Source organism: Pseudomonas sp. RU47 (assembly GCF_004011755.1).
Taxonomy (GTDB): Bacteria; Pseudomonadota; Gammaproteobacteria; order Pseudomonadales; family Pseudomonadaceae; genus Aquipseudomonas.
Genome location: NZ_CP022411.1, coordinates 1,405,116 through 1,429,707, shown reverse-complemented (window position 1 = coordinate 1,429,707; position 24,592 = coordinate 1,405,116). Strand labels below are relative to the sequence as shown.

At 60.4% G+C, this 24,592-nt stretch carries 24 protein-coding genes; 13 read left to right on the top strand and 11 right to left on the bottom strand.

Annotated features, from left to right (window positions below):
* Positions 1-149 precede the first annotated feature (149 nt).
* From nhaA to CCX46_RS06455, 3 genes are all read left to right on the top strand, one after another.
* A complete protein-coding gene (gene nhaA, locus CCX46_RS06465) occupies positions 150-1,340 on the top strand; it encodes a Na+/H+ antiporter NhaA (RefSeq protein ID WP_127926105.1) in 1,191 nt (396 codons plus the stop codon).
* Between the two features lie 160 nt (positions 1,341-1,500).
* Complete coding sequence (locus CCX46_RS06460; protein WP_127926104.1) at positions 1,501-2,721, top strand: S-type pyocin domain-containing protein; 1,221 nt, start codon at positions 1,501-1,503, stop codon at positions 2,719-2,721.
* A 7-nt stretch (positions 2,722-2,728) separates the two neighbouring features.
* Entirely contained in the window at positions 2,729-2,983 is a 255-nt protein-coding gene (locus CCX46_RS06455) for a colicin E3-like toxin immunity protein (protein ID WP_127926103.1), read from the top strand.
* A gap of 61 nt (positions 2,984-3,044) precedes the next feature.
* Here CCX46_RS06455 and CCX46_RS06450 read toward each other — a convergent pair whose 3' ends face one another.
* Positions 3,045-3,509: a glycine zipper 2TM domain-containing protein gene (locus tag CCX46_RS06450; protein WP_007918566.1), complete on the bottom strand. Its 465-nt coding sequence runs from the start codon at positions 3,507-3,509 to the stop codon at positions 3,045-3,047.
* 180 nt (positions 3,510-3,689) lie between these two features.
* On the opposite strand from CCX46_RS06450, the gene CCX46_RS06445 reads away from it, so the two are divergent.
* On the top strand, positions 3,690-3,926 hold the full coding sequence (locus tag CCX46_RS06445; RefSeq protein WP_127926102.1) for a hypothetical protein: 237 nt from the start codon (positions 3,690-3,692) through the stop codon (positions 3,924-3,926).
* A 5-nt stretch (positions 3,927-3,931) separates the two neighbouring features.
* Here CCX46_RS06445 and pdxH read toward each other — a convergent pair whose 3' ends face one another.
* The 5 genes from pdxH to dinG form a co-directional block, all read right to left on the bottom strand.
* Positions 3,932-4,579 carry a pyridoxamine 5'-phosphate oxidase gene (pdxH, locus tag CCX46_RS06440; protein ID WP_127926101.1) on the bottom strand — a complete coding sequence of 216 codons (648 nt, stop codon included), beginning with the start codon at positions 4,577-4,579 and terminating at the stop codon, positions 3,932-3,934.
* A 24-nt stretch (positions 4,580-4,603) separates the two neighbouring features.
* Positions 4,604-5,710, bottom strand: coding sequence for an OmpA family protein (locus CCX46_RS06435; RefSeq protein ID WP_127926100.1), 1,107 nt, complete (start codon positions 5,708-5,710; stop codon positions 4,604-4,606).
* A gap of 113 nt (positions 5,711-5,823) precedes the next feature.
* Entirely contained in the window at positions 5,824-6,969 is a 1,146-nt protein-coding gene (locus CCX46_RS06430; RefSeq protein WP_127926099.1) for a serine hydrolase domain-containing protein, read from the bottom strand.
* Positions 6,970-7,159: 190 nt separating this feature from the next.
* Positions 7,160-9,640, bottom strand: coding sequence for a beta-galactosidase (locus tag CCX46_RS06425; RefSeq protein ID WP_127926098.1), 2,481 nt, complete (start codon positions 9,638-9,640; stop codon positions 7,160-7,162).
* Positions 9,641-9,735: 95 nt separating this feature from the next.
* A complete protein-coding gene (dinG, locus tag CCX46_RS06420) occupies positions 9,736-11,880 on the bottom strand; it encodes an ATP-dependent DNA helicase DinG (RefSeq protein ID WP_038358136.1) in 2,145 nt (714 codons plus the stop codon).
* A gap of 99 nt (positions 11,881-11,979) precedes the next feature.
* Between dinG and CCX46_RS06415 the strand changes: the two genes are divergently transcribed.
* Positions 11,980-12,438, top strand: coding sequence for a CopD family protein (locus tag CCX46_RS06415; protein WP_127926097.1), 459 nt, complete (start codon positions 11,980-11,982; stop codon positions 12,436-12,438).
* Positions 12,439-12,545: 107 nt separating this feature from the next.
* Here the strand turns inward: CCX46_RS06415 and CCX46_RS06410 are convergent, their stop codons facing one another.
* The 4 genes from CCX46_RS06410 to CCX46_RS06395 form a co-directional block, all read right to left on the bottom strand.
* Positions 12,546-13,304, bottom strand: a complete 759-nt coding sequence (locus CCX46_RS06410) for a collagen-like protein (protein ID WP_127926096.1) — start codon at positions 13,302-13,304, stop codon at positions 12,546-12,548.
* Positions 13,297-13,578 (bottom strand): DUF1145 domain-containing protein, encoded by a 282-nt coding sequence (locus tag CCX46_RS06405; RefSeq protein WP_038358130.1) that lies wholly within the window; start codon positions 13,576-13,578, stop codon positions 13,297-13,299. Before CCX46_RS06405 ends, CCX46_RS06410 begins: the two co-directional genes overlap by 8 nt.
* Positions 13,579-13,741: 163 nt before the next feature.
* Positions 13,742-14,464: an OmpA family protein gene (locus CCX46_RS06400; protein ID WP_127926095.1), complete on the bottom strand. Its 723-nt coding sequence runs from the start codon at positions 14,462-14,464 to the stop codon at positions 13,742-13,744.
* 91 nt (positions 14,465-14,555) lie between these two features.
* Positions 14,556-15,251: an OmpA family protein gene (locus CCX46_RS06395; RefSeq protein WP_095119209.1), complete on the bottom strand. Its 696-nt coding sequence runs from the start codon at positions 15,249-15,251 to the stop codon at positions 14,556-14,558.
* A 199-nt stretch (positions 15,252-15,450) separates the two neighbouring features.
* Here CCX46_RS06395 and CCX46_RS06390 point away from each other — a divergent pair, with 199 nt between their 5' ends.
* The 4 genes from CCX46_RS06390 to CCX46_RS06375 all read left to right on the top strand — a co-directional run bounded on the left by CCX46_RS06390 (position 15,451) and on the right by CCX46_RS06375 (position 17,236).
* Positions 15,451-15,948, top strand: a complete 498-nt coding sequence (locus CCX46_RS06390; RefSeq protein WP_127926094.1) for a DUF6231 family protein — start codon at positions 15,451-15,453, stop codon at positions 15,946-15,948.
* Positions 15,949-15,952: 4 nt separating this feature from the next.
* Positions 15,953-16,429: a YchJ family protein gene (locus tag CCX46_RS06385; RefSeq protein WP_127926093.1), complete on the top strand. Its 477-nt coding sequence runs from the start codon at positions 15,953-15,955 to the stop codon at positions 16,427-16,429.
* Positions 16,430-16,541: 112 nt separating this feature from the next.
* Entirely contained in the window at positions 16,542-17,036 is a 495-nt protein-coding gene (locus tag CCX46_RS06380) for an LEA type 2 family protein (protein WP_127926092.1), read from the top strand.
* A complete protein-coding gene (locus CCX46_RS06375) occupies positions 17,033-17,236 on the top strand; it encodes an SEC-C metal-binding domain-containing protein (protein ID WP_034154967.1) in 204 nt (67 codons plus the stop codon). Before CCX46_RS06380 ends, CCX46_RS06375 begins: the two co-directional genes overlap by 4 nt.
* 155 nt (positions 17,237-17,391) lie before the next feature.
* On the opposite strand, the gene CCX46_RS06370 is transcribed toward CCX46_RS06375, so the two are convergent.
* On the bottom strand, positions 17,392-17,949 hold the full coding sequence (locus tag CCX46_RS06370; protein ID WP_127930360.1) for a cysteine hydrolase family protein: 558 nt from the start codon (positions 17,947-17,949) through the stop codon (positions 17,392-17,394).
* A gap of 146 nt (positions 17,950-18,095) precedes the next feature.
* Here CCX46_RS06370 and CCX46_RS06365 point away from each other — a divergent pair, with 146 nt between their 5' ends.
* The 4 genes from CCX46_RS06365 to CCX46_RS06350 all read left to right on the top strand — a co-directional run bounded on the left by CCX46_RS06365 (position 18,096) and on the right by CCX46_RS06350 (position 24,590).
* Entirely contained in the window at positions 18,096-18,740 is a 645-nt protein-coding gene (locus tag CCX46_RS06365) for a glutathione binding-like protein (protein WP_127926091.1), read from the top strand.
* Positions 18,741-18,941: 201 nt separating this feature from the next.
* Positions 18,942-21,392 (top strand): penicillin acylase family protein, encoded by a 2,451-nt coding sequence (locus tag CCX46_RS06360; RefSeq protein WP_127926090.1) that lies wholly within the window; start codon positions 18,942-18,944, stop codon positions 21,390-21,392.
* 478 nt (positions 21,393-21,870) lie between these two features.
* Complete coding sequence (locus CCX46_RS06355) at positions 21,871-22,905, top strand: ligase-associated DNA damage response exonuclease (protein ID WP_127926089.1); 1,035 nt, start codon at positions 21,871-21,873, stop codon at positions 22,903-22,905.
* Positions 22,902-24,590 (top strand): ATP-dependent DNA ligase, encoded by a 1,689-nt coding sequence (locus CCX46_RS06350; protein ID WP_127926088.1) that lies wholly within the window; start codon positions 22,902-22,904, stop codon positions 24,588-24,590. The genes CCX46_RS06355 and CCX46_RS06350 overlap by 4 nt, the downstream gene beginning before the upstream one ends.
* The last annotated feature ends 2 nt before the right edge of the window (positions 24,591-24,592 follow it).

Below are 24,592 nucleotides of genomic sequence, written 5' to 3'. Positions count from 1 at the left end.
CAATATGTCAGACAACTGCTAGGCTCAGCGTGGCTTGAGCCAGACACCTTGTAACGCCATATAACAAAAAAGAATATAACTTTTGTTTTAACAACTAACAGTACGGGTTAGGGTGTCCCACCTTTTTGACGATTCGATGGAGAGCGACCTTGCCTCTGCGTAGCACTTTCACGCGTTTCTTTCAGTTGGAAGCTGCCAGCGGTCTGTTATTGATCGCCGCAGCCATCCTGGCCCTGATTATCAACAACTCGCCATTGTCGTGGCTGTACACCGGCCTGCTCGACACCCCGGTGGTGGCGCAGATCGGTGCGTTGAAAATCGCTAAACCCCTGCTGCTGTGGATCAACGACGGTCTGATGGCGATGTTCTTCCTGCTCATCGGCCTGGAAGTGAAGCGCGAAGTCCTCGACGGTCAGCTGTCGAAACCGTCGCAGATTGTCCTGCCCGGCGCCGCAGCGATCGGCGGCATGCTGGTGCCGGCGCTGATCTACTGGTTCCTCAACCGCGACAATCCGGCAGCCCTCGACGGCTGGGCGATCCCGACCGCGACCGACATCGCTTTCGCCCTCGGCGTGCTGGCCCTGCTCGGCAAGCGCGTGCCGGTATCGCTGAAGCTGTTCCTGATGACCCTGGCAATCATCGATGACCTCGGCGCCATCGTGATCATTGCGATCTTCTACTCCGGCGAACTGTCGACCCTGTCGCTGGGTCTGGCGGCAGCGTGCATTGCAGCGCTGGTGGCGATGAACCGGCTCGGGGTGGTCAAACTCGGGCCGTACATGATCATCGGTTTGATCCTCTGGGTCTGCGTCCTCAAGAGCGGTGTCCACGCCACGCTGGCGGGCGTAACCCTGGCCTTCTGCATTCCATTGCGCACGAAAAACGCCGAGCCGTCGCCACTGCTGACCCTCGAACATGCGCTGCACCCGTGGGTGGCCTACGGCATTCTGCCGCTGTTCGCCTTCGCCAACGCCGGCCTGTCGCTGAGCGGCGTCACCATGGAAAGCTTCACTCATCACGTGCCGATGGGCATCGCGGTCGGCCTGCTGCTGGGCAAGACCGTCGGCGTGTTCGGCCTGACCTGGCTCGCGGTCAAAACCGGAATCGCCGCGCTGCCGCAAGGCGCCAACTGGGGTCAGGTGCTGGGCGTGGCGATCTTGTGCGGCATTGGCTTCACCATGAGCCTGTTTGTCGGCTCGCTGGCGTTTGAACCGGGCGTGAGTGATTACGCAGGCATGGACCGGATGGGGATTTTGACCGGGTCGATTCTGGCGGCGTTGATTGGTTATGCGGTGACGGCGGCGGCGAGTCGCCGGAATACAGCATTGCCCAACGCATAGAAAACCTGCGGCGAGGGGATTGTCCCCTCGCCCTTCTGATACCACAGCGACAAATCCCCACGTCTTTAGCGACGCGTCCTACAGCCACCATTTTCCTGCTTCGTTAACGTTGCGCAGCCCTTTGCGAAGGGCTGTCGATGGATGAGCGAAAGGACGATCAGTGGCTGGCAACAAGGACATTCCCCGGGTTCAAAACCCACCGCAAGGCGACGGGCATCACGTCACCTACCGCTACATGACGGCCACTGAACTGGCCGAGCGCGACGCCAGACAAAACGCTTACGACGCCATGCTGGCGCGGCAGGAGGCTTTCGAGCGCAGCCGTGAGGTGGCGGTTAAGAAGACAGAGCCCGTTCGGGCTGGCTGCGTCTTCGCCAAGTCCTGCAAATTGCCGGATGCGATCATCGATTACTCCAGTCCTGCGGGGATGGTGCCGACCGACAGCCTGAAGGATTACGGCGACCTGATCCTGCTGGGCGCGCGTGAAGCCGATGAAAGCGGCGCAGTTCTTCTCAAGAAAATCGGTGCAACTGCTATTCCAGTTGGATTTGGCAGTCTGGCTCTGGCGGGATCGGTGTTTGAAGCACTGCCCGCTGCTGTATCAAGCGCGGCTGTTGCGCCTTTGGTTGGTTTGGTTGCGTTGTTCATGCCATCGAATCTTGGCGACAGTGCGCTCTATACCGACGAACAACTGCGTGGACTTGCACAGGCGCGAACGCGTGTTCGGTTGAGGGTCGAACAGCAGGCCGACGGCAGCCTGAAGGGCTACGGTTTCTACACCGGCAAGAATCGCGATTGGGAAATGGTTGATGTCGTGCAGTTCAAGTTGCGTGACAGCCAGTTCATTGCTGACTTGGGCGAAGGTGTAGAACTGATCTGGACGCCTGCTGTGGATGGCTCGGACATCCTCGGTATTCCCGCGCTGGAGGCTGCACCGCAGGCACCGCACATCTGGGTTTATCCGCCGACGAAAGCGGCGGATGGAATTCTGGTGAATCCGGTTTATCCGCCGGAGTACCGGGATTTTATTCTGGTGTTTCCCCCGAACTCCGGGGTTCGGCCGGTTTATATTGTTCTAAATGTTCGACGCCACGGTACCGCCGAAGCTGGACATACCTACCATCCTGCTCCCGAAACAAGCGATATCACTGCATTTCCCGGTTTGAGAAGAGCAAAAAAGAAAACCCCATACGCGGGTGGTCTCCGAGATCGCTGGACGGATGCGAAAGGCAGAACAATATATGAATGGGATTTTCTACATGGAGAACTTGAGACGTACCGGGCAAGTGATGGCACTCACTTGGGATCGTTCGACCACAAAACCGGTAAGCAGTTAGATCCGCCAAAAAAGAAGAAACGCAGCATTAAGAAATATCTATGAGGGATCTATGGGATTAAGAGCCAGGCTTGAATGGTATGACAAGAAAACTGAACTGGGCGAAGGAGAAGAATTATCGAAAGACTTCGGTGATGACGGTTCAATTATCGAATCACTTGGAATACCAATCGAAAATAATGTGAACAACGGAGGATTCGATGTGCCCTCGCAATGGGTCAATATCCTGCAACCCCATTTTAGACAAACCATTGATTTATCTTCTTTCGACTTTCAGGTCGCTTTCGTCTACCGCGACCATTGGTAAGCAACCAACAAAAAACCCCGACCAGTCACCTGATCGGGGTTTTCTTTACCCTGCATCCCGCTTAGTGCGAAACGCGGCTGGTCCCGCCAACGGTGGAGATGCGCACGCGCTCGCCAACGCGGAACACTTCATTCTCCTGAACCTGCTGCACATAGGCACGCATGCTGCCGTCGTCTTCACGCACGGTGATTTCCACACCCTGGGTACGGGTCAGACCTTCTTCGGTTGCCGAACCGATCAGACCGCCCGCCACCGCACCGATAACCGCGGCAACGATGCTGCCCTTGCCGCCGCCGATGGCGCTGCCGCCGACGCCGCCGACCGCTGCACCAGCGAGGCCGCCGATCGGGGTTTTGGTGCCTTCGATTTTCACCGGGCGCAGGGATTCGATGGTGCCCATGCGAATCGTCTGCACACGACGCGCTTCGTCACGGGAGTAGGAGTCACCGGTCAGGCTCGATTGGCAGCCGGTAAGCAACATCGCCATCGTGGAAAAGGAAGCAACCAGCAGAACAGACTTACGCATAGCATCAACTCCAAAGAAACATATAGTCATTAAACTCCGTGGCTTGACGCCTGTCACGACGCAGCCCGGATAAATTGGCTTTCATTCAGGCGCGGTACAGACGCCTGCACGCTTTCCCTGACATAGCCCCTACAGTAGCGCCAAATTGCCAAATCTGCGCCACCGACACCAAGGATTTTCATGGATTACTTCATCATCGTCGTCACCACGGCCGCCGGTTTGTACTTCCATGGGTGGTTGTACGTGCGGATCAAACGCTGGATGGATCGCGACCTGGCGCTGTCATTGGCCGGCAAGGACGAGGGCAAACGTGCCTTTATGCTCGAACAGCTGGCTCGCGCTCAGGCGCAGAAGATCAAGCGCCGGGATCTGCCGAAGTGGCTGGAGGCCGCCGCGGCAGGCTATCCCGCTCGGTAGACTGCTCAGGGTGCCAGACGTTCAAGAATCCAGTCGGCGCCCTGCACACGGTAGTTGAGGCGATCGTGCAGACGGCTCGGACGGCCCTGCCAGAATTCGATGCGCTCGGGCAGCAAGCGGTAACCGCCCCAGTGTTCCGGGCAGTCGGGCTGAGTATCGGAGAAGCGCTGCTCGGTAGCCTTGAGCAAATCTTCCAGTTCACCGCGCCCGTTGATCACCCGGCTCTGCGGTGATGCCCAGGCACCGAGACGGCTGCCCAGTGGCCGCACCTGATAATACGCATCCGACTCCGCGGGCGTGACTTTCACCACCCGCCCTTCGATGCGCACCTGACGCTCCAGGGTCGGCCAGAAGAAGGTCATGGCGGCGAACGGGTTGGCCGCCAGGTGCTGGCCCTTGGCGCTGTCGTAGTTGGTGAAGAAGGTGAAACCCTGCTCGTCCAGGCCCTTGAGCAGCAGAATGCGACAGTGCGGTCGCCCATCCTTGTCGACCGTGGCCAGGGTCATGGCGTTGGCTTCCACCGGTGCCTGTTCGGTTTTCACCGCGTCAGCGAACCACTGGTGGAACAACCCAAACGGCTCGGCCGGGGCTTGCGCCTCGGTCAGACCATCCCGGGTGTAATCACGACGCATATCTGCCAGAGCCTGGGTCATGGCGCATTCCTTTTCGTTAGCGGATCACTTTTTGGTGGCATCGGTCGCGGCGACTTTCTTGTCGGTTGCGGCGGCTTTGGCTGGTGCAGTTTTTTTCGCTGGAGCCTTGGCTGGAGCTTTTTTCGCTGGAGCCTTGGCAGCGGCTTTCTTGGCCGGAGCCTTTTTGGTTGCCGGAACAGCAGCTTTTTTCGCCGCAGGAGCCGGGGTTACCGGTTTGGCGGCGGGCTTGGCGTCCTGCGCAGCAACCATGGTCACTGGCTTCGGTGCCGGCATGTTGTACTTGCTCAGCAGGGCAACCATGGTGTTCTGCGGGGTCACCAGCAGCTCAACGCGACGGTTCAGGGCACGACCCTCAACGCTGTCGTTGGCCGCACGCGGCGCTTCGGAACCCATGCCGCGCAGCATCAGGCGATCACGCTGCAAGCCGCTGAGACGGAAGATCGCCGCAATGGACTGGGCACGTTCCTGGCTCAGTTTGATGTTGGCAGGCGCGGCACCGCTGGAATCGCTGTGGCCAAGGACCAGCACGGCAGTTTTCGGGTCGGCTTCAAGGATTTTCGCCACTCGGGTGAACGGGCCGAGGGTGACCGGCAGCAGCATGGCTGGACGATCCGGGTTGAACGAACCTTCGACCGGTGCCGTCACGACCAGCACGTTTTCACGGCGTTCGAGTTGCAGGTTGCTGTCCTTGACCGCTTCACGCAGACGCGGCTCGTAATCGTCGAGCCAGGCCTGGGTCACTTTAGGATCCGGCATCGGCACGGCTTTGGTCGTGGGTTGATCCTTGCCGCCAAACGGCCACCACCATTTGCCACCCGCGTCGGCGTCAGCTTTGGCAACGGCTACTGGCTTTTTCGCTTCCGGGGCAACCTCAGCCTTCATGTCCGCTTTGACGGCTTCATCATCGGAACCGAACGGCCAGTACCACGGGCTGCTGCTTTCAGTCTTGGCCACGGGTGCAGTGGCCGCAGGTTTCAGAGGGGCTGGAGCCGGTGCTGGCTCCTTGGCCGCAACTTTGTCGGACGAACCGAACGGCCACCAACTGCCGCCGTCCGAATCGTTTTTCGGGGTCTGTGCACAACCGGTGATCGCTACACACAGGGCCAGGGCGAGGGTCTTTTTAGATGACATTGAAAATCCACAAAATGAAGTAATGAAAAATCAGAGCACTTTCGCCCGGATAAACAGCCGTTTTGAAACGAAAAACCGCTTGAGGTTCCGACCCTGGGACCTCGGATGCAACTTTACAGACAAGTGGCAAGCACCCGCGCGAGCTTCTGCGCGCGCGGATCCATCAAGACGTACGGCCCAAGGGTATTTGTCACAAAACCGAAGGCGACATCATGCTCAGGATCAGCGAAACCGATGGAGCCGCCCGCGCCCGGATGACCAAACGCCTTGGGGCCGAGGCCATAAGTGGCGTTGGGCACGTCCGGTTGATCGAGCATGCAGCCCAGACCGAAACGGGTCTGGGTCAACAGTGTCTTGTCTTCACCGAGGCTGTGTTCGCGGGTCAGCTCTTCAAGCATGTCGCTTTCGAGCAGACTGCCGTCGAGCAGGCCCGCGTAGAAACCGGCCAGACTGCGCGCATTGCCGTGGCCATTGGCCGCCGGTTGCTGCATGCGCCGCCATTCCGGTTTGTTGGTGCTGGTGAGCACTGAAGGTGGGTTGGTAAAAGCGCGGGTAGTCATCGCGGTGGGCTCGCGCATGGTCACCTGCAGCAGACGTTGCGCGGCGGCATCGCCAGCGTTGCCCTTGCCGCGCGCGATATGCGCCACGCGATGGAATTCCTCGTCAGCCAGACCGACGTGAAAATCCAGACCCAAAGGTTTGGCGACACGGGCGACGATGGATTCGCCCGGCCCACGACCGTCGGCGCGGCGCAACAATTCACCGATCAACCAGCCGTAAGTGATCGCGGCATAACCGTGACCGGTACCCGGCGTCCACCATGGCGCTTCGGCTGCAAGGGCATCGACCATGGTTTGCCAGTCATACAGCGCTTCCGGCGCGAGCAATTGACGCAGAGCTGGCAGACCGGCCTGGTGGCAAAGCAATTGGCGCAGGGTCACGGATTCTTTGCCGGCGGCGGCGAATTCCGGCCAGTAGCGGGCGACCGGAACATCCAGTTGCAGCTTGCCTTCACCGACCAGTTGCAGGGCGGTGACGGCGGTAAAGGTCTTGGTGCAGGAGAACAGGTTGGCGATGGTGTCGCTGTGCCAGGCTTCGGCGCCATCCTTGTCGGCAGTACCGGACCAGAGGTCGAGGACGGTTTCTCCACCGACCTTGATGCACAGGGCTGCGCCGCGTTCCTGGGGATCGTCGAACAGTGCGGCGAAAGCTTCGCGCACCGCTTCGAATTGAAGCTCGTAATGTCCCTGAATCTGCACCCGCAACTCCCCCGCGAAAACGCTCTACAAAGTGGCCCGCATTGTTCCAGCCCTTGAGGGATTTGGGAACAGCTGCGGGCCAGACGGTTAAAAGCCAAGTCAAAAGATCGCAGCCTGCGGCAGCTCCTACATGGATTGCGTTTCTCAGTAGGAGCTGCCGCAGGCTGCGATCTTTTTAAAGCGTCACGCGTTAATGACCATTCCCCGAATGCCCACCGGCATGCCCTGCCCCCGGCCCTTTGCCGGCCTCGCCTTTCCTGCTGCCCTCAGCCTCATGACCCGCCGCCGCGGCCGCTTTCTCAGCCTCTTTGCCAAGCTGATCAATCGCCTGCAAGTTGCTCTTGCGCACCGATTCGACAAAGCCCTGATACGGCAGATCCGTCACCCCGACCAGACCGAAATGACCGTTCTCACCATCGAGCAAACGCCCGGTCACCGGTTGATCGAGATACTGGAACCAATGCACGCCGACAATCGACGGTTCGCTCAAGGCCTGCTTGAGAAAGTTGGCGTACGCCGGGCCGCGATCTTCTTCCTTGGCCACTTGCGTGACGCCGCCCCAGAACGGGCCACGATCCGCTGAGCCAAAGTTGAATTCGGTGATCATTACCGGTTTATCCAAAGCCCCCAACGCAGCAAAGTCATAACCATCCTGCGGTTTGAGCGTGTACATATTGAAGCTCAGCACATCGCAATACTGCGCGCAGGACGCCACGGCTTCCGGCGTACTGATGGCGAAACGGCCGCCAAGCAGCAACTGGTTCGGCGCGTGCCATTTCAGCGAGTCGGAAATGGTTTTGAAGTAGGTATCGGCGAAAACCTTCTGGAAGTATTTGAAGTCAGCCTCGATTTCCGGGTGCTCCGGGTTCGGCAGCGGCGGTACAAAACCCGGATCTTCCATCAATTCCCACGCGGGCAGATCAATGCCCCACGCTTTCGACAGCCCGGCCTGATTGCGGTACTTGTCGCGCAATTGCTTGAGGAACGCACGCTTGGCCGGCACGTCGGTGGTCATTTTCAACGTGCCATAGGCCAGCGCGTAACGGGATTTCGGATCATCACCGGGACCAGCCCAGGCCAGTTCGTTGTCGGCGTAATAGCCGATCAGCCACGGATCGTCACGGTGATCGCGGGCGGCGATGGCGACGGCGCGCTCGGTGGCCATGGCGAAACGCGGATCGAACGGATCGGGCATGCCGCCCCACCAGTCGCTGCCGGTGCTGATGCTGGTGTAGTCGCCGACGATCGACAGCGGCAAGGTGTACGGCACACGCTCGGCTTCAGTCAGCGAATCGGCACTCCAGTTGCCGACCGTGTTGAAGCCCCAGGCTTGCAGGCGATCGAGCGTGTGGCTCGCCCACTGTTGCTCATCGATGGTGGCCTTGCACGGCTCGGCAGCGTTCTCTGTGGTTGCTTGTACCGTTTCGGTCTTGGCGGCTTCAGCGACACCGGACTTCGGCTCCGCAGGCACAGAGACAGGCTCTGCGGCTTTCACTGCGGCCGTTTCAGCGGCGGCAGACTTCGCCGCTTCCGCTACCCCGGATTTGCTCTCACTGTCGGCTTTGCACGGCTCACCGTACACGCGCTGCAGGTTGGCGCCGTAGAAGTCGTACCAGCGCCCGTTGCCATAACCCCGGCCCTGATCAACACCATTGCCGCCACGGTTGTCACCCTCGCCAAAGTGCTTGGCCAACGGATCTTCAGGTTTAGGCAAGGATTCAAACATGTACTCACGACCGGCCACGTAGGTCTGGTTGACCTGCGGGCTGACGGTATTCACGCCCAACGAGTAAAACGGATGCCCTTCAGGCGTGACCAGATACCAGCGGCCATCGCGCTTTTCAGTACGGAAGAAACCGCTGGCCTTGAAGGCCGGGCCTTTGTTCCAGCCACCGAACTTGTCCAGCGAGGACTTTTCGCGCTCGGCCAGCCAGGTTTTCAGCTGTTGCTGTTCCTTGGCGGCGGCGGATTTCAGCTGTTCGTCATTGGCGACTTTTTCCGGCCACTTGCTGCGGGTCGATTGCCCGTAAGCGTCGACCAGATTGCCGTACACCGCTTGGGTGACCGATTCACCGTCCTGCACGCCGAAACGCTCGAGCAGCAAGCTCTGAGCGACCTTCGGCTGATCCATCGACAGGCTCACCGAGACCACTTGGCTGCGATCGATCTCGCCGCTGCTGCTGGCCAGCAGGATCCGTTGACCATCGACCGTCATTGGCATTGGCGGCCCGGCCTTCATGCCTTGGCCAAGCGGTGCGGACGCCACCAGCGGCACCAGCAACGTCTGCGCAGGACCGGCCGGCAGGTCGACGCGGCTGAGCAGTGTGCGACCGTCATTGCTCTGGATCTGCACGTAGACCGTCACAGCCCAGTCCATTGCGCTCTGCAAACGCAAGGTCATCATGCCCGACTGCGACCAGTCCCACGCGCCGGTCTGCGGCGTCAGGCGCAAGGTCGGGCGCGCCACCGGGTTGAACGTCACCCGGCGCAGCACTTCACCTTCCGGTGTCTGTTCGGCGTTGGCTTGCGGCAGATCGGCATTTTCGGTCGCGACTTTGACCACGTCGGCGGGGCGCACAAAGTTGAACAGGGTCTGCTGACCCGCAGGCGCTGCGAACAGCGGCGTGGCGAAGATCAAAGCGAATACGGCAGGCAACGAACGGCGGATCATAAGAACGGAGTTCTCCCTAACGACCAACAATGGCCAATGGAAAAGCGATGGCAGAGAGATAGACAACACGGTGGGCAAAACTGCCCACCGTTGTCTCAGGATATTTCACGACGGAAAGGAGGCAACGCATTGAGGATCGCCTTGCCGTAGCGCTGGGTGACCAGCCGCCGATCCAGCAAAGTGATGGTGCCGCGGTCTTCTTCGGTACGCAGCAGACGCCCGCAGGCCTGCACCAGTTTCAGCGAGGCATCGGGCACGGAGATTTCCATGAACGGATTACCGCCACGGGCCTCGATCCATTCCGACAACGCCGCTTCGACCGGATCGTCCGGTACCGAAAACGGGATCTTGGCGATCACCACGTGTTCGCAGTAGGCACCCGGCAAGTCGACGCCCTCGGCGAAACTGGCGAGACCGAACAGCACACTGGAATCACCGCCATCGACCCGCGCCTTGTGCTTGTTCAGGGTTTCCTGTTTCGACAGGTTGCCTTGAATGAACACTTGCTTGCGCCAGTCGCGGTCGAGACCGTCGAACACGTCTTGCATCTGTTTGCGCGAGGAGAACAGCACCAGGGTGCCGCGCGAGCCTTCAACCAGATCAGGCAACTCACGGATGATCGCTGCCGTGTGTGCGGCGGCATCGCGTGGGTCCGCCTTCAGATCCGGCACGCGCAACACACCGGCATCGGCGTGATGGAACGGGCTCGGCACCACAGCGGTGACGGCTTTTTTCGGCAGACCGGCGCGCATGCGGAAACGGTCGAAAGTGCCCAGCGCGGTCAGAGTCGCCGAGGTCACCAGACAGCCATAAGCCACGTTCCACAGGCTGCGGCGCAGGGTTTCGGCGGCGAGGATCGGGCTGGCATTGACCTCAATGTCGAACAGCGAACCGCTTTCGGCCAACGTCAGCCAGCGTGCCATCGGCGGACTGTCTTCCGGGTCTTCGGCGGTGAACGCCGTCCACAGTTCCCAGTTGCCCGAAGCGCGGGACAACAGGCTGCCGAACAGCGGATACCACTCTTCGGCCTGATTGCTGGCAATGCCGATGTTGACCTCGCCGTCCATGCCTTCCTTGAGCAGGTCGGTCAGGCGCGTGAACAGATCGTTGAGGCGCGAAAAGCCTTTTTTCAGCTCGATGCCCATTTCGCGCATGTGTTCGGGAATCACCCCGGCGACGAAGCGATGACGCGGCCGCTCACGGCCTTCGACGTCTTCGCCGGGTTTGAAATCGGCGACCTGCTCACAGGCGCTGAACATGAACTGCTGCTGGGCCTTGATCTCGCGCGCCAGCTCCGGCACCTGCTCGATCAACTTGCCAAGATCGCCCGGCAGCGGATGCTGGGCCAGCAGCTTGGTCAGGTTTTTCGCCGTGGTTTCCAGCCAGTCGGCGGTGGAGCGAAGGCGCGTGTAATGGGCAAAGTGGCCGATCGCCTTATCTGGCAAGTGGTGGCCTTCGTCGAACACGTAAATGGTGTCGCGCGGATCCGGCAGCACAGCGCCGCCGCCCAATGCCAGGTCAGCCAAAACCATGTCGTGGTTGGTGACGATCACGTCGACCTTGCCCATGCCTTCGCGGGCCTTGTAGAAGGCGCACTGGCCGAAGTTCGGGCAATGACGATTGGTGCACTGGCTGTGATCGGTGGTCAGGCGCGCCCAATCGGCGTCTTCCAGCGCATTCGGCCAGCTGTCACGGTCGCCGTCCCACTTATTGCCCGCGAGTTTCTCGATCATGCTGGTGAACAGCTTCTGACTGGCCTCATCGACCTCGATCTTGAAGCCTTCTTCTTCGAACAGCTGGGCAGTGGCGGTTTGCGCGTGGCCTTCCTGCAAGAGCATGTCGAGTTTGGACAGGCACATGTAGCGGCCACGGCCCTTGGCCAGCGCGAAGCTGAAGTTCAGCCCGCTGTTGCGCATCAGGTCGGGCAAATCCTTGTAGACGATCTGCTCTTGCAGGGCCACGGTCGCGGTGGCGATGACCAGGCGTTTGCCGGCCAGTTTCGCGGTCGGGATCGCGGCCAGGCTGTAGGCAACTGTCTTGCCAGTACCGGTGCCGGCTTCCACCGCGACAATCGCGGGGTCGCCACTGCGCCGGCCTTCGTCGTCGGTGTCGATATCCCCGAGGACTTTGGCGATTTCAGCGATCATCAGGCGCTGGCCGTAACGCGGCTTGAGGCTCTTGGCCTCTAGAAAACGCGAATAGGCGCCCTGGATCGTGGTTTTGAGTTCAGTGCTGATCATTGAGTGTCGGGCGCAAAAAACGCTGGATAAATTTTCAGTGGTTTGAATCGGCGGCTATCATACCCCGCGAATCGATCCTGCGCAGAACGGAGTAACCCAATGACACTTTTTAGCCTCGTCTACCCCCTGCATGTATTAGCCGCACTGGTTTGGGTCGGCGGCATGTTTTTCGCCTGGATGGTCTTGCGCCCGGCGGCTGTGAAGGCCCTCGACGGCCCTGCCCGACTGACCTTGTGGGTGGAAGTGTTTCAAGGTTTTTTCCGTTGGGTCTGGGTTGCGGTGCTCCTGTTGCCGATCAGCGGCGTGGGCATGTTGCATTTGCAGCAGGTCGGCTTTGAGACCGCGCCGAAATATGTGCAGGTGATGATGGGCTTGTATGTGGTGATGACGGCGCTGTTTATCCGCATTCAGGGCTTGATGCTGCCGGAGTTGCGTACGGCGGTTGATGCAAAGGACTGGCCGGCGGGTGCGGCGGTGCTGGGGCGGATTCGGCGGGTGGTGGGGCTTAATCTGATTGTGGGGTTAGTATTGGTGGCGATTGCGGCGGCGAGGCCGTGATCGTTCCCACGCTCTGCGTGGGAATGCCGCAAGGGACGCTCTGCGTCCAGTGACGCGGAGCGTCACGGGCTGTGTTCCCACGCGGAGCGTGGGAACAATCAGTGATCTTACAAGCGCTGCACAGTCACCGCCCCCGCTGCCCCCACTGGCCCAGGCTGTCCATCCGCCCCGGCCTTGCCGTTCTTGCCGCCATCGGCGCGGTACACCAGGCAGCCCTTGGACTTGCCGCCCTTCCCTGCCTTGCCACCCACACCCGCCGGGCCGCCAGCACCGCCCGCGACATTGACCTTGATCAGCTCGGCCGGAAACTCGCGCGGCACTTCAAGGCGTACCAGCGCTCCCGGTGCACCCGGTTGGCCGTCGCTCCCGTTGCTGCCGTCAAAACCGTGCCCGGCCGAACCATAAGTGCAGCCCGGGTCTTCACCATTACCGCCATCAAGGCCGACAAAACCCGGCGCACCGGTGCCGCCACGGGCATCGACCAACAGTTGCGGCGCGTTCAATGCCTTGAATTGCAGATTCAGATTGCGCCCGGCACGGGCGGCTTTTTCATAAGTACCCGGTGCACCCCGTGCAGTAATCCGGCTGCCATCGCTTAGCTCTGCACGAACGACCTTCATCTCCAAAGCGTTCTCGCTCGGAACGATCGCGATACGGGCTTCATGGCCAAGACGCAACTCGCCCACGGTCAGTTCGGTCACGTTGGCAGGAATCAGCAACGTGCCGTAATCGGCCACTTCCAGTTTTTCCAGCTGCAACGTGCTGGCCGTGTTGGGCAAACGCATCAGCGTATTGGTTTCAACACTGACCACTTGGGCACAGGCCAAAGGGCTGATGAATGCAGCGAGCAGGCAAAGTTTACGCATGGGAAGAAGCCTCCGGAGCGGCCGGGGCCGGGATGGATTGCAAGTGGAATACGCCGAACAGCAGGATGCGGCCACGGTCACGCCAAGGGTGCGGACGACCTTTGAGGCTGCGATTGCACAGCAGCACTTCGAGTAGATGAATCAGCAACAGCAGGCCGCCAGCCAGATTGACCAGCAGATGCAGCGGATGTACGAACGGCACCAGCTGATTGGCCAGCACCACGCAGCAGAACAGCAGGGTCAACAACCGCCCCAGCCCCCAGAACACTTTCATACGCTCCCCCGTGTTGCGAATTATTCTTTGGGCGCACAGTAACGGCTTCTGCGGGGGATAAGCCAGAGGCACAAATGAAAAAACTTCGCCGCGCCGCCAAATGGCTGCCGGAACGACTTTGATAATCGTCCGGCAGCTCTAGCCTGCGCCCTACAGAGGCGTCCTAGCGATTGATATGCAACTCCACACGACGGTTCTGCGCGCGCCCTTCATCGGTTGCGTTATCGGCCACCGGTTCACTTTCTCCGCGCCCTTCGCTGGTGAGCTTGTTCGGCGCCAGCCCCTGACTCAGCAGATACGCCGCGACACTGCTCGCCCGCCGTTCCGACAAAGCCTGGTTATACGCATCCGAACCTTTGCTGTCGGTGTGACCTATGACCTTGATGCTCACCACATCGGCATTGCGCAGCTTGTCCATCAGCGTATCGAGCTGGGCTTTCGCCGCCGGGGTCAGGTCGGATTTGTCGAAATCGAACAGCACGTTGCCGGCATCGCTGAGGGTGATGACTTCAGTTTGCGGTGCGGGCTCCGGCACTTTTTCCGTGACCGGGTACTGCGGCAGCGGGCAACCACGGTGATCGACCGGGGTATTTTCCGGGGTGTCCGGGCAACGGTCGCGGCGGTCGAACACACCGTCGCTGTCTTCATCGCCGTCCTGGGCATAACAGATCAGTCCGCCGGCAAGAATCCCCAGCGCTGCGCCGCCACCGGCCCAGCCAGCGCTTTCGATAGCGCCGAGGCCGCCACCGACCAGTCCGCCGATAACGCTGCAGATCGGCCACGTACGTTGATTGAGGGGTGCAGTGCCATCGCTGTGGGTGGCGCAACCGGTGAGCAAACTGCCTAGCAGCAGCACCGGCAAGACGGACCTTGAGAAAACAGTCATTGTGAAAGCTCCTGTGTCACCGGCCCATACCGGTTACACAGGAGTAAAGACCCGCATCCGCGACTGCACAAGCCGCGGATGCGAGAGGGGCTTAACGCTGGATTTTGATTTCGGTACGACGGTTTTGTGCACGACCATCCGCCGTTTTGTTGTCGGCCACTGGCTGGCTTTCACCCAGACCGGACACCGAAACGAAGCTGGCGCGCGGCACACCTTGCTGGATCAGGTAATCCACCACCGAGTGCGCGCGACGATCCGACAGTTTTTTGTTGTAGGCATCGCTGCCCACGCTGTCGGTGTGACCGGTCACGGTCAGTTGCGCCGTCGAGGATTCCTGTTTCAGGCGGGTGGCGACCTTGTCGAGTACTTGCTTGTCAGGGCCGGTCAGCGTGGCTTTGTCGAACTGGAAGTGCACATCACGGATAACAATGGTTTCTTCCTTGACCACTACAGCTTCTTCGACCACGGGTGCAGGCGCTGGTGGAGGGCAACCGTCAGCGTCGACCTGTACGCCTTTAGGCGTGCCCGGGCACTTGTCGCGACTGTCCGGCACGCCATCGCCGTCTTCGTCGCCATCACCGTGTACCCAGCAATAGGCCGCTGCCGTGCCACCGATCAACAACGCGCCGTAGCCGGCCCACGCCGAACTCTCGGTTGCGCCGAGACCGGCACCGACGACACCACCGACCGCCGCACAGGTCGGCCAGTCGGTTTTCTGCAAACCTGCGCAACCAGTCAACACACTGGTTAGCAGAATCAAAGGTAATGCTGTCCGAACTATGCTCATCTGGTTTTCTCCTGAGGGATCGGCTTAAAACCGATTCAGGGAGTAAAGACCGGAGTTTTAATCTCCGCCAGCAATAGGCCATGCCTGTTTGCGACCGTGTTCACAGGACTTTGGCGCAATCGTCGGTAACTGACGGAACGGCGCTCTTTGCCGACATCGTCAGGCAGGCTAGTCTTGGCGGTCTGATTGAGGAGCTTCGATGAACGTCGCCATTTCTTCCCGTACGCCGCAACAGGCGTTGGCCGCTTTGCTGGATCGCTACGCCCCGGCCCGTCTGCTGCTGATCGGCGCCAGCGAATTTCCAGCCCTGAGCGCCTTTAAAGTGGCGCACCCAGACACCGTCGTCGCCCATACGGCGCCGGGCGCATTGCCCGCCGAACTGGCCGCGCAACGTTTCGATCTGGCGCTGGTGGTCGATTGCCTGGAACACTTGCCCAAGCGCGAAGGCCTGAATCTGTTGGGCGGAATTCGTAATCTCAACGCCAGCCGCATTGCCGTGCTGGCGGATCTGTCGGCCAGCGGCTGGCAGGAAACCGACTTCTATTCGCTGGCGCTGCAGGCCAGCGAGCGCTTTCAACGCGACGATCAAGTGCTGACCCTGTTCACCTACGATCTGCTTGACTACAAACAAGTCCCCGACTGGCTCAACTCGCGGTTCTGGGCCAATCCGGAAAACTTCGGGAAATACTGGTGGTAATGCAATGAGTACAGCCATTTGCCCCTGCGGCAGCGGCAATCTGCTGGATGCCTGCTGCGGTCATTATCACGATGGCCATCCTGCGCCGTGCGCCGAAGCCTTGATGCGTTCGCGCTACAGCGCCTATGTGCTGGGTTTGATCGATTACCTTGTGGCGACCACCCTGCCTGCTCAGCAAGCGGGACTGAATCGTCAGTCGATCAGCGACTGGAGCGCGCAGAGCACCTGGCTCGGCCTCGATGTCGAAAGTTCGGAAGTCTTCGGTGGCCAGCCGGAACACGCCTTCGTCACCTTCACTGCACGCTGGCACGACAGCCAGGGCGAACACAGCCACCGCGAACGCTCGTCGTTTGTGCAGAATGCCGGGCGTTGGTACTTCATTGATCCGACGGTGCAGTTGAAGCTGGGGCGCAATGACAGCTGCCCGTGCGCCAGTGGGCAGAAGTTCAAGAAGTGCTGTGCGGGGTATTTTGGCGCTTAAGATCAAAATATCGCAGCCTTCGGCAGCTCCTACATGGAATGCGTTTCTCTGTAGGAGCTGCCGAAGGCTGCGTTCTTTTAGCGTCTAGACTGGCACCAAAGGGAGTTAAATCATGCTCGGTTGCCAGCGCACACTACATTTTCTGTTCTTGATGCTGATCCTCAATCTCGGCGGCTGCGCGTCGTGGTTCAGCGATGACAGCGTCGACCCCGCCGTGCACCTGGTAAAAGTCGAAGTGGTGCGCGCCAAGCTGCTCGAACAGAAATTCATCCTGCACTTTCGCATCGACAACCCCAACGACAGCGACCTGACCGTGCGGGGCCTCGAATACCGCATTCATCTGGCCGATATGCTGCTGGCCGAAGGCGAGCATGAACACTGGTTCACCGTCGGGCCCAAGCGCAGCGCCTATTTCAAAGTGCCGATCCGCACCAACCTCTGGCCGAAGGTAAAAGACGTGGTGAAAATGCTGAAAAATCCGAACCAGCAGATTCCCTATCGTTTGCAGGGCGAAATGGAAACCGGTTTATTCATCGCTCACTACGTGCACCTTGAGCGCAATGGCGTGATAATCCCCGCCGATTTAATTCCGGAGCAACACCGATGACCCAGCAACCTCATGTCCATGGCCCTGACTGCAACCACGATCATGACCATCATCACGAGCATGACCACGGCCATGTTCACGGCCCGAACTGCGGCCACGCCCACCAGGAACCGGTGCGCAATGCCCTGAAAGACGTCGGCCGCAATGACCCTTGCCCATGCGGCAACGGCAAGAAATTCAAGAAGTGCCACGGCGCGTGATGCACTGGGCGGACAGTCGTTTCGCCTGACAGACCGCTTTCGCGAGCAGGCTCGCTCCCACATTTGATCTGCGCCGGTCAGGGCTTTTGTGCCCACCGCGATCCCTGTGGGAGCGAGCCTGCTCGCGAAGGGGCCTGCGCATACGGCGAAGTTATTCAGCCCGCCGCAAGAATCTGCTTCGCACTGACCACCGTCGCATACTCCCCATCCAGATTCCCCAGCGACATCCCGTGCACCTCTTCAGCCGTTCGCAACGTGCCGAAATAATCGGCCTTGTCGAAGGTGAAACAGGCATCCTCCGCCACCCAAGCTGCAAACCCCAGATTGCCCGCCGTGCGCGCCGTTGACTCCACCGAGTTGTTGGTCGCCACGCCGACAATGATCAGTTGCCCGATCCCCGCCTCACGCAACCGCGCCTCTAGTCCGGTGGCACAAAACGCATCCGGCACCTGTTTCTGAATCAGCCATTCCCCGTTCTGCGGCGTAAACCGCTGCTGAAATTCCACCCCTTCCTGTTCGGGCCAGAACACTGAATCAGGCTCACGCGACAGGTGCTGCACATGAATCACCGGCCTCGTGCTATGCCGCCAATGCCCCAGCAGATCAAGGATTCGCGCTTCCGCCTGAGGATTATTCCTTCGCCCCAAACGCGGCTGCAGGATGCCCTTTTGCTGATCGATGATGATCAGTGCAGCGTTGGCCTGAAGCTCCATGGCGATTTTTCTCACGCGGGGTCATTGAATTCTGCGCAGTTCAGCATCACCTCTTCCTGTTAAGCAAGCTATCGAATGCACACGGGACGACCTGACGCCGGCGTTTGCTGTCCGCACGCAAGTCCATTTCTGCTTTGGAGTTCTCCATGATCGACCTGTATTACTGGACCACCCCCAACGGCCACAAGATTTCCCTGTTCCTCGAAGAAGCCGGCCTGCCGTACAACGTGCACCCGATCAACATCAGTCAGGGTGAGCAGTTCCAGCCACATTTTCTGAAGATCGCCCCGAACAACCGCATTCCGGCCATCGTTGACCATGAACCGGCCGATGGCGGTGAACCGCTGTCGCTGTTCGAGTCCGGGGCAATCCTGTTGTATCTGGCGGAGAAGACCGGGAAGTTTTTGCCCACAGACCTGCGCGGTCGGCAAACGGCGTTGCAATGGCTGTTCTGGCAAATGGGTGGCCTGGGGCCGATGGCCGGGCAGAATCATCACTTCAGCCAGTTCGCTCCGGAGAAAATTCCTTACGCGATCAAGCGCTACATCGACGAGACCGCACGTTTGTATGGCGTGTTGAACAAGCAACTGGCTGATAACGAATTCGTCGCCGGCAGCGAATACAGCATTGCCGACATGGCGATTTATCCGTGGATCGTTTCACACAAATGGCAGAGCCAGAACCTGGAAGACTTCCCGCATGTACTGCGCTGGTTCAACCACATCAAGGATCGCCCGGCGACCGTGAAGGCCTACGCCTTGGTGCAGAAAATCAATCCACCCAAATCCTGATTTAACGGCAAAAGATCGCAGCCTGCGGCAGCTCCTGCATGGGAATGCATGCCTATGCAGGAGTTGCCGCAGGCTGCGATCTTTTCCATTCGACAGAAATACACAAATAACCCCTGCCCCCGCTTGCGCGGCCACCTCCTGCTCACTAACGTAGCGGCTTTATTGCGCCCCCAGCCTCTACACCCCCGCAGGAGCTTTGCCATGGCCTCGCCAGCCCTTACTCATTTTCTTCCCCGGTTCGGCGTTGCCGCAGCAGTGGCCGGTGTTTTGGGCCTGTCCGGTTGCCAGACCTGGAACGCTCAGGACACCCTCCCGCCGACCTCCGGCGTGCAACCGCTCAAGGGCCTGGCGCAGAACGTGTCGGTGCGACGCAATGCCATGGGCATGCCGTTGATCGAGAGCAACACCTTTCACGACGCGCTGTTCAGCCTCGGCTATGTGCACGCCAGCGACCGCATCAATCAAATGGTCACCTTGCGCCTGCTGGCGCAGGGCCGGTTGGCGGAAATGTCCGGCGCATCGATGCTCGACGCCGACCGCTACATGCGCGCGGTCAATCTGAAGAAAAGCGCCGGCGAGCTGTACAAAGCTTCGTCGCCACGCCTCAAGCGTTTCTTCGAAGTCTATGCGCGGGGCGTCAACGCCTACCTGTTCCGCTACGCCGACAAGTTGCCGGGCGATCTCGCTTCCAGCGGCTACAAGCCTGAATACTGGAAACCGGAAGATTCGGCGCTGATTTTCGCCCTGCTGAATTTCAGCCAATCGGCCAACCTGCCGGAAGAAATATCCTCGCTGGTGCTCGCGCAAACCGTGACCAGCGACAAACTCGCCTGGCTGACGCCGTCCGCACCCGACGAGAATCTGCCACTGGCCGAGGCTGACAAGCTGCAAGGTCTCAAGCTCAACGGGCAAATCCCGGGGCTGACCGAACTGAGCAGCGCCAGCCAGCAACTGTCGGCACTGAACCTGCTGGGCACCACGTCTTCGAACAACTGGGCGATCGCCCCGCAACGCAGCCGCAGCGGCAAGAGCCTGCTGGCCAGCGACGCCCATGGGCCGCTGGCCGCACCGTCGCTGTGGAGCTTCGTGCAGATCCGCGCACCGAAATATCAGGCCGCAGGCGTCACGGTTGCCGGTTTGCCACTGGTCCTTGGCGGTTTCAACGGCAAAGTGGCGTGGAGCATGACCAGCGTGCTCGGCGACAACCAGGACCTGTTCCTGGAAAAAATCCGTCGCCAGGGCAGCAGTTTGACCTACGAGGTCAACGGCAGATGGCAGCCGCTGGGCGTGCGCAACGAAACCTACTTCGTCAAAGGCCAGCGACCGATTCGCGAAGCGGTATACGAAACCCGCCACGGCGCGTTGCTCAACAGTGCTCAGGCGGCGGCCCAAGGCAGCGGTTTCGGCTTGGCCTTGCAAACGCCGAGCTTCACCGACGACAAGTCGCTGGATGCGTTTTTTGATCTGACCCGCGCGCAAACCGTAGAACGAGCTTCGGATGCCAGCCGGGAAATCCGCGCCATTGCCCTGAATCTGGTGTTCGCCGATGCAAGCAACATTGGTTGGCAAGTCACCGGGCGCTTCCCGAATCGCCGCGAAGGTGAAGGTTTGCTGCCATCGCCGGGCTGGGAAGGTCGTTACGACTGGGACGGTTACGCCGACCCGATGCTGCATCCATACGATCAGGATCCGGCACAAGGCTGGCTCGGCACCGCCAACCAGCGCGTGATCCCGCACGGTTACGGCATGCAATTGTCGAACTCGTGGGCCGCACCGGAGCGTGGCGAACGTCTGGCGGAACTGGCCGGCAGCGGCAAGCACGACAGCCGCAGCGTGATCGCTATGCAGTACGACCAGACCACCACCTTCGCCGCCAAGCTGAAAAAAGTCTTCGAAGCACCGGGCATGAAACAACCGCTGAAACAGGCAATCGATGCCCTGCCGGAAGCGGATCGCAGCAAGGCGCGCGAGGCGTTTACCCGGTTGATGGCGTTCGACGGCAAGCTCAGCCCGACCTCGGCAGACGCGGCGATTTACGAACTGTTCCTGCAGGAAAGCATGAAGCAGATCTTCCTCGATGAGCTCGGTCCGGAATCGAGCCCTGCGTGGAAGGCGTTTATCGCCAACGGCGATTTGTCTTACGCGGCGCAGGCCGATCATCTGTTGGGGCGTGAAGACAGTCCGTTCTGGGATGACCTGCGCACGCCGCAGAAAGAGGACAAAGCGCTGATTCTCGCCCGCAGCTTCGCCGCAGCGATCAGCGCTGGCGACAGTCAGTTGGGCGGCGACCATCGCGCCTGGCAGTGGGGCAAGTTGCACAGCTATGCCTGGAAGAACAGCAATGGTCAGACCGTGCGCGGGCCGCTGGCGGCCGGTGGCGATCACACGACGCTGAACACTTCAGCGTTCGCTTGGGGGCAGGATTTCACCACCACACGTGCGCCGTCGATGCGTTTCATTGTCGACTTCGGCCAGACTGAACCGTTGCTGGGGCAGAACGGTACGGGGCAATCGGGGAATCCGGTCAGTCCCAACTACCTCAATGGCATCGATGCGTGGTTGAAGGGGCAGTACATCGGTTTGCCGATGCAGCCGCAGAACTTTGACCGGGTGTATGGCAAGGCCCGTTTGACTCTTACTCCCGGCAAATAAGGCAAAGGTCAAAAGCCCCTCACCCTAACCCTCTCCCGGAGGGAGAGGGGACTGATTGGGGGTTGATTGAGTCATACGCCGACCTGAACGGGCACTGCCGAATCCGGAATTTGCTCGGTTCAACTCGTCGGGCATCTCGGTCGGCCCTGTAAATCAAAAGCCCCTCACCCTAGCCCTCTCCCAAAGGGAGAGGGGACTGATTGGGGGATGCTGCAGGTCTACGCCGACCTGAAACTGTTGTACCGAATCCGGAGTTAACTTGGTTCGTGCTCTGCCGAATCCTGAGTTAAGCCGGTTCGTGCGTTGCCGAATCCATAATCGACTCGTTTTTTCAGGTCGATGTCATTCGCCAGACACCTCGTTCGGCCCCCTCTCCCTCTGGGAGAGGGCTGGGGTGAGGGTCGCTCTTCAAAGTCGATAGAACTTCTGAACACGCGCCAACCTCATAGCTAACAAGCCCCCCATTCCTGGTAACGACATGGACCTTGTTATCGCCCGTCCCGAAGGTCTTTATTGCCCTGCCGGGGATTTCTACATTGATCCGTGGCGCCCCGTCGAGCGCTCGGTCATTACCCATGCCCACGGCGATCACGCGCGCACCGGCAACCAGCATTACCTCGCCAGCAGCGCCAGCGAAGGGATTCTGCGCGCGCGGCTGGGGCAGGACATCAACCTGCAAACCCTCGCCTACGGCCAGCGCCTGACGCACCACGGTGTCACCTTGAGCTTTCATCCCGCCGGCCACGTGCTCGGCTCGGCGCAGGTGCGTCTGGAATACGGCGGCGAAGTCTGGGTCGCATCGGGTGACTACAAAATCGAACCCGACGGCACCTGCGCCCCGTTCGAACCGGTGCGCTGCCACACCTTCATCACCGAATCGACCTTCGGCCTGCCGATCTACCGCTGGCAGCCACAGGCGCAGGTGTTCAGCGAGATCAATCAGTGGTGGGCAGCGAACATTGCCGCCGGCAAAGCCAGCGTGTTGTTCTGCTATTCGTTCGGCAAGGCCCAGCGGATTCTCCACGGTATCGACGCAAGCCTCGGCCCGATCCTCAGTCACGGCGCGGTCGAGCCGCTGAACCGGGTCTACCGCGAGGCTGGCGTGTACCTGCCGCCGACGATCTACGCCGGCGACGTGAAGAAAAGCGACCCGATCATGCGCCAGGCCCTGGTCATCGCCCCGCCCTCGGCGGGAGGCAGCACCTGGATGCGCCGCTTCGGTGAATTCAGCGACGCGTTTGCCAGCGGCTGGATGCGCTTGCGTGGCACGCGGCGGCGGCGCGGTGTCGATCGCGGTTTCGTGCTCTCCGATCACGCCGACTGGCCCGGTCTGTTGTGGGCCATCGAACAGACCGGCGCGGAACGGGTGATGGTCACCCACGGCTCGATTGGCGTGCTGGTGCGGCATCTGCGTGAAAAAGGCCTGGATGCCCAGGGTTTCAACACCGAATACGGCGATGACGAAGAAGAAAACATCGCCACCGAACCGACCATCGTCGAGATGCCCGCATGAAAGCATTTGCCGAGTTATATGCCGAACTCGACGCAACTACGTCGAGCAACGCCAAACTGGCGGCGATGCAGACGTACTTCGCCCAGGCCGAACCGCATGACGCTGCGTGGGCGGTGTACTTTCTGTCCGGTGGCCGGCCCCGGCAACTGGTGCCGGTGAGAATCCTGCGCGAACTGGCTGTCGAGATTTCCGGCCTGGAACCGTGGCTGTTCGAAGAAAGCTATCAAGCGGTCGGTGACCTGGCGGAAACCATTTCGCTGGTGCTCGCGGAAAACCCGCACAGTTCCGACGCCGGCCTCGCCGAGTGGATCGAAGATAAACTTCTGCCGCTACGCGGTGAAACTCCGGAATACCTCAGCCGACAACTGCCCGCCCTGTGGGCGCAACTGGATCGATCGAGCCTGATGCTGTGCATCAAATTGATCACCGGCAGTTTCCGCGTCGGCGTATCGAAACTGCTGGTCACCCGGGCTCTGGCATCGATGGCCGGGCTGGACAGCAAACGCGTGGCGCAGCGTCTGGTTGGCTACACCGACCTGTCCAATCGGCCAAGCGCCGCCAGCTACCTGAAGCTGATCGCCCCTGAGTCCAGCGATGAACATGCCCAGCGCGGTGGTCAGCCGTACCCGTTTTTCCTCGCTCATGCCCTGTCACAACCGGTGGAAGAGTTCGAAGCACTGATCGGGCCTGCCAGCGACTGGCAGATCGAATGGAAGTGGGATGGCATCCGCGCACAAGTGGTCAAGCGTGAAGGCCGGCTGTGGATTTGGTCGCGGGGCGAGGAACTGGTCACCGAGCGTTTTCCCGAACTGGAAGTGCTGGTGCACGGTCTGCCTGACGGCACGGTGATCGACGGCGAAATCGTCGTGTGGAAAAGCACCCATCCGGGCACTGAAGACGCCTTTGATCCGCAATCGACCCAACCGCCGGCCGTGCAGCCCTTCGCCCTGCTGCAACAACGTATCGGTCGCAAAACCCTCGACAGGAAAATCCTCGAAGAGGTGCCGGTGGTGGTACTCGCCTACGACTTGCTCGAATGGCAAGGCGAAGACTGGCGCAACCAGCCGCAGGCCAAACGCCGCGCGCAACTGGAAGAGGTCATCGCCCGTTGCAACAGCCCGGTGCTGCTGGCCTCACCGGTGCTGACCGGCAGCGACTGGTTCGACCTCGCCCGCCAGCGCGAGTCCTCGCGGCGGCTGGGCGTTGAAGGGATGATGCTCAAGGCGCGGGATTCGCTGTACGGGGTTGGCCGCACCAAGGACATGGGCGTCTGGTGGAAATGGAAGGTTGATCCGTTCAGTGTCGATGCCGTGTTGATTTACGCGCAGCGCGGGCATGGTCGGCGGGCCAGTCTGTACAGCGACTACACCTTCGCAGTGTGGGACGGCCCGCCCGACTCGAGTCAGCGCGCGCTGGTGCCGTTTGCCAAGGCGTATTCGGGGCTGACCGATGAGGAAATGCGTCAGGTCGACAGCATTGTGCGCAAGACCACGGTGGAGAAGTTTGGCCCGGTGAGCAGCGTGAAACCGAGTCTGGTGTTTGAGCTGGGTTTCGAAGGCATTGCCCTGTCGCGGCGGCACAAGAGCGGGATTGCCGTGCGGTTTCCACGGATGCTGCGCTGGCGCCAGGATAAAACCGTGGATGAGGCGGATAGCCTAGCCACATTGCAGGATCTTCTCGCCTGAGT

Excerpts from the sequence above, each read along its gene's own strand:
- CCX46_RS06455 (WP_127926103.1), top strand. The coding sequence starts at position 2,729 with ATGGGATTAAGAGCCAGGCTTGAATGGTATGACAAGAAAACTGAACTG.
- CCX46_RS06450 (WP_007918566.1), bottom strand. The coding sequence starts at position 3,509 with ATGCGTAAGTCTGTTCTGCTGGTTGCTTCCTTTTCCACGATGGCGATG.
- CCX46_RS06445 (WP_127926102.1), top strand. The coding sequence starts at position 3,690 with ATGGATTACTTCATCATCGTCGTCACCACGGCCGCCGGTTTGTACTTC.
- pdxH (WP_127926101.1), bottom strand. The coding sequence starts at position 4,579 with ATGACCCAGGCTCTGGCAGATATGCGTCGTGATTACACCCGGGATGGT.
- CCX46_RS06435 (WP_127926100.1), bottom strand. The coding sequence starts at position 5,710 with ATGTCATCTAAAAAGACCCTCGCCCTGGCCCTGTGTGTAGCGATCACC.
- CCX46_RS06425 (WP_127926098.1), bottom strand. The coding sequence starts at position 9,640 with ATGATCCGCCGTTCGTTGCCTGCCGTATTCGCTTTGATCTTCGCCACG.
- dinG (WP_038358136.1), bottom strand. The coding sequence starts at position 11,880 with ATGATCAGCACTGAACTCAAAACCACGATCCAGGGCGCCTATTCGCGT.
- CCX46_RS06415 (WP_127926097.1), top strand. The coding sequence starts at position 11,980 with ATGACACTTTTTAGCCTCGTCTACCCCCTGCATGTATTAGCCGCACTG.
- CCX46_RS06410 (WP_127926096.1), bottom strand. The coding sequence starts at position 13,304 with ATGCGTAAACTTTGCCTGCTCGCTGCATTCATCAGCCCTTTGGCCTGT.
- CCX46_RS06405 (WP_038358130.1), bottom strand. The coding sequence starts at position 13,578 with ATGAAAGTGTTCTGGGGGCTGGGGCGGTTGTTGACCCTGCTGTTCTGC.
- CCX46_RS06400 (WP_127926095.1), bottom strand. The coding sequence starts at position 14,464 with ATGACTGTTTTCTCAAGGTCCGTCTTGCCGGTGCTGCTGCTAGGCAGT.
- CCX46_RS06395 (WP_095119209.1), bottom strand. The coding sequence starts at position 15,251 with ATGAGCATAGTTCGGACAGCATTACCTTTGATTCTGCTAACCAGTGTG.
- CCX46_RS06390 (WP_127926094.1), top strand. The coding sequence starts at position 15,451 with ATGAACGTCGCCATTTCTTCCCGTACGCCGCAACAGGCGTTGGCCGCT.
- CCX46_RS06385 (WP_127926093.1), top strand. The coding sequence starts at position 15,953 with ATGAGTACAGCCATTTGCCCCTGCGGCAGCGGCAATCTGCTGGATGCC.
- CCX46_RS06380 (WP_127926092.1), top strand. The coding sequence starts at position 16,542 with ATGCTCGGTTGCCAGCGCACACTACATTTTCTGTTCTTGATGCTGATC.
- CCX46_RS06375 (WP_034154967.1), top strand. The coding sequence starts at position 17,033 with ATGACCCAGCAACCTCATGTCCATGGCCCTGACTGCAACCACGATCAT.
- CCX46_RS06370 (WP_127930360.1), bottom strand. The coding sequence starts at position 17,949 with ATGGAGCTTCAGGCCAACGCTGCACTGATCATCATCGATCAGCAAAAG.
- CCX46_RS06365 (WP_127926091.1), top strand. The coding sequence starts at position 18,096 with ATGATCGACCTGTATTACTGGACCACCCCCAACGGCCACAAGATTTCC.
- CCX46_RS06360 (WP_127926090.1), top strand. The coding sequence starts at position 18,942 with ATGGCCTCGCCAGCCCTTACTCATTTTCTTCCCCGGTTCGGCGTTGCC.
- CCX46_RS06355 (WP_127926089.1), top strand. The coding sequence starts at position 21,871 with ATGGACCTTGTTATCGCCCGTCCCGAAGGTCTTTATTGCCCTGCCGGG.
- CCX46_RS06350 (WP_127926088.1), top strand. The coding sequence starts at position 22,902 with ATGAAAGCATTTGCCGAGTTATATGCCGAACTCGACGCAACTACGTCG.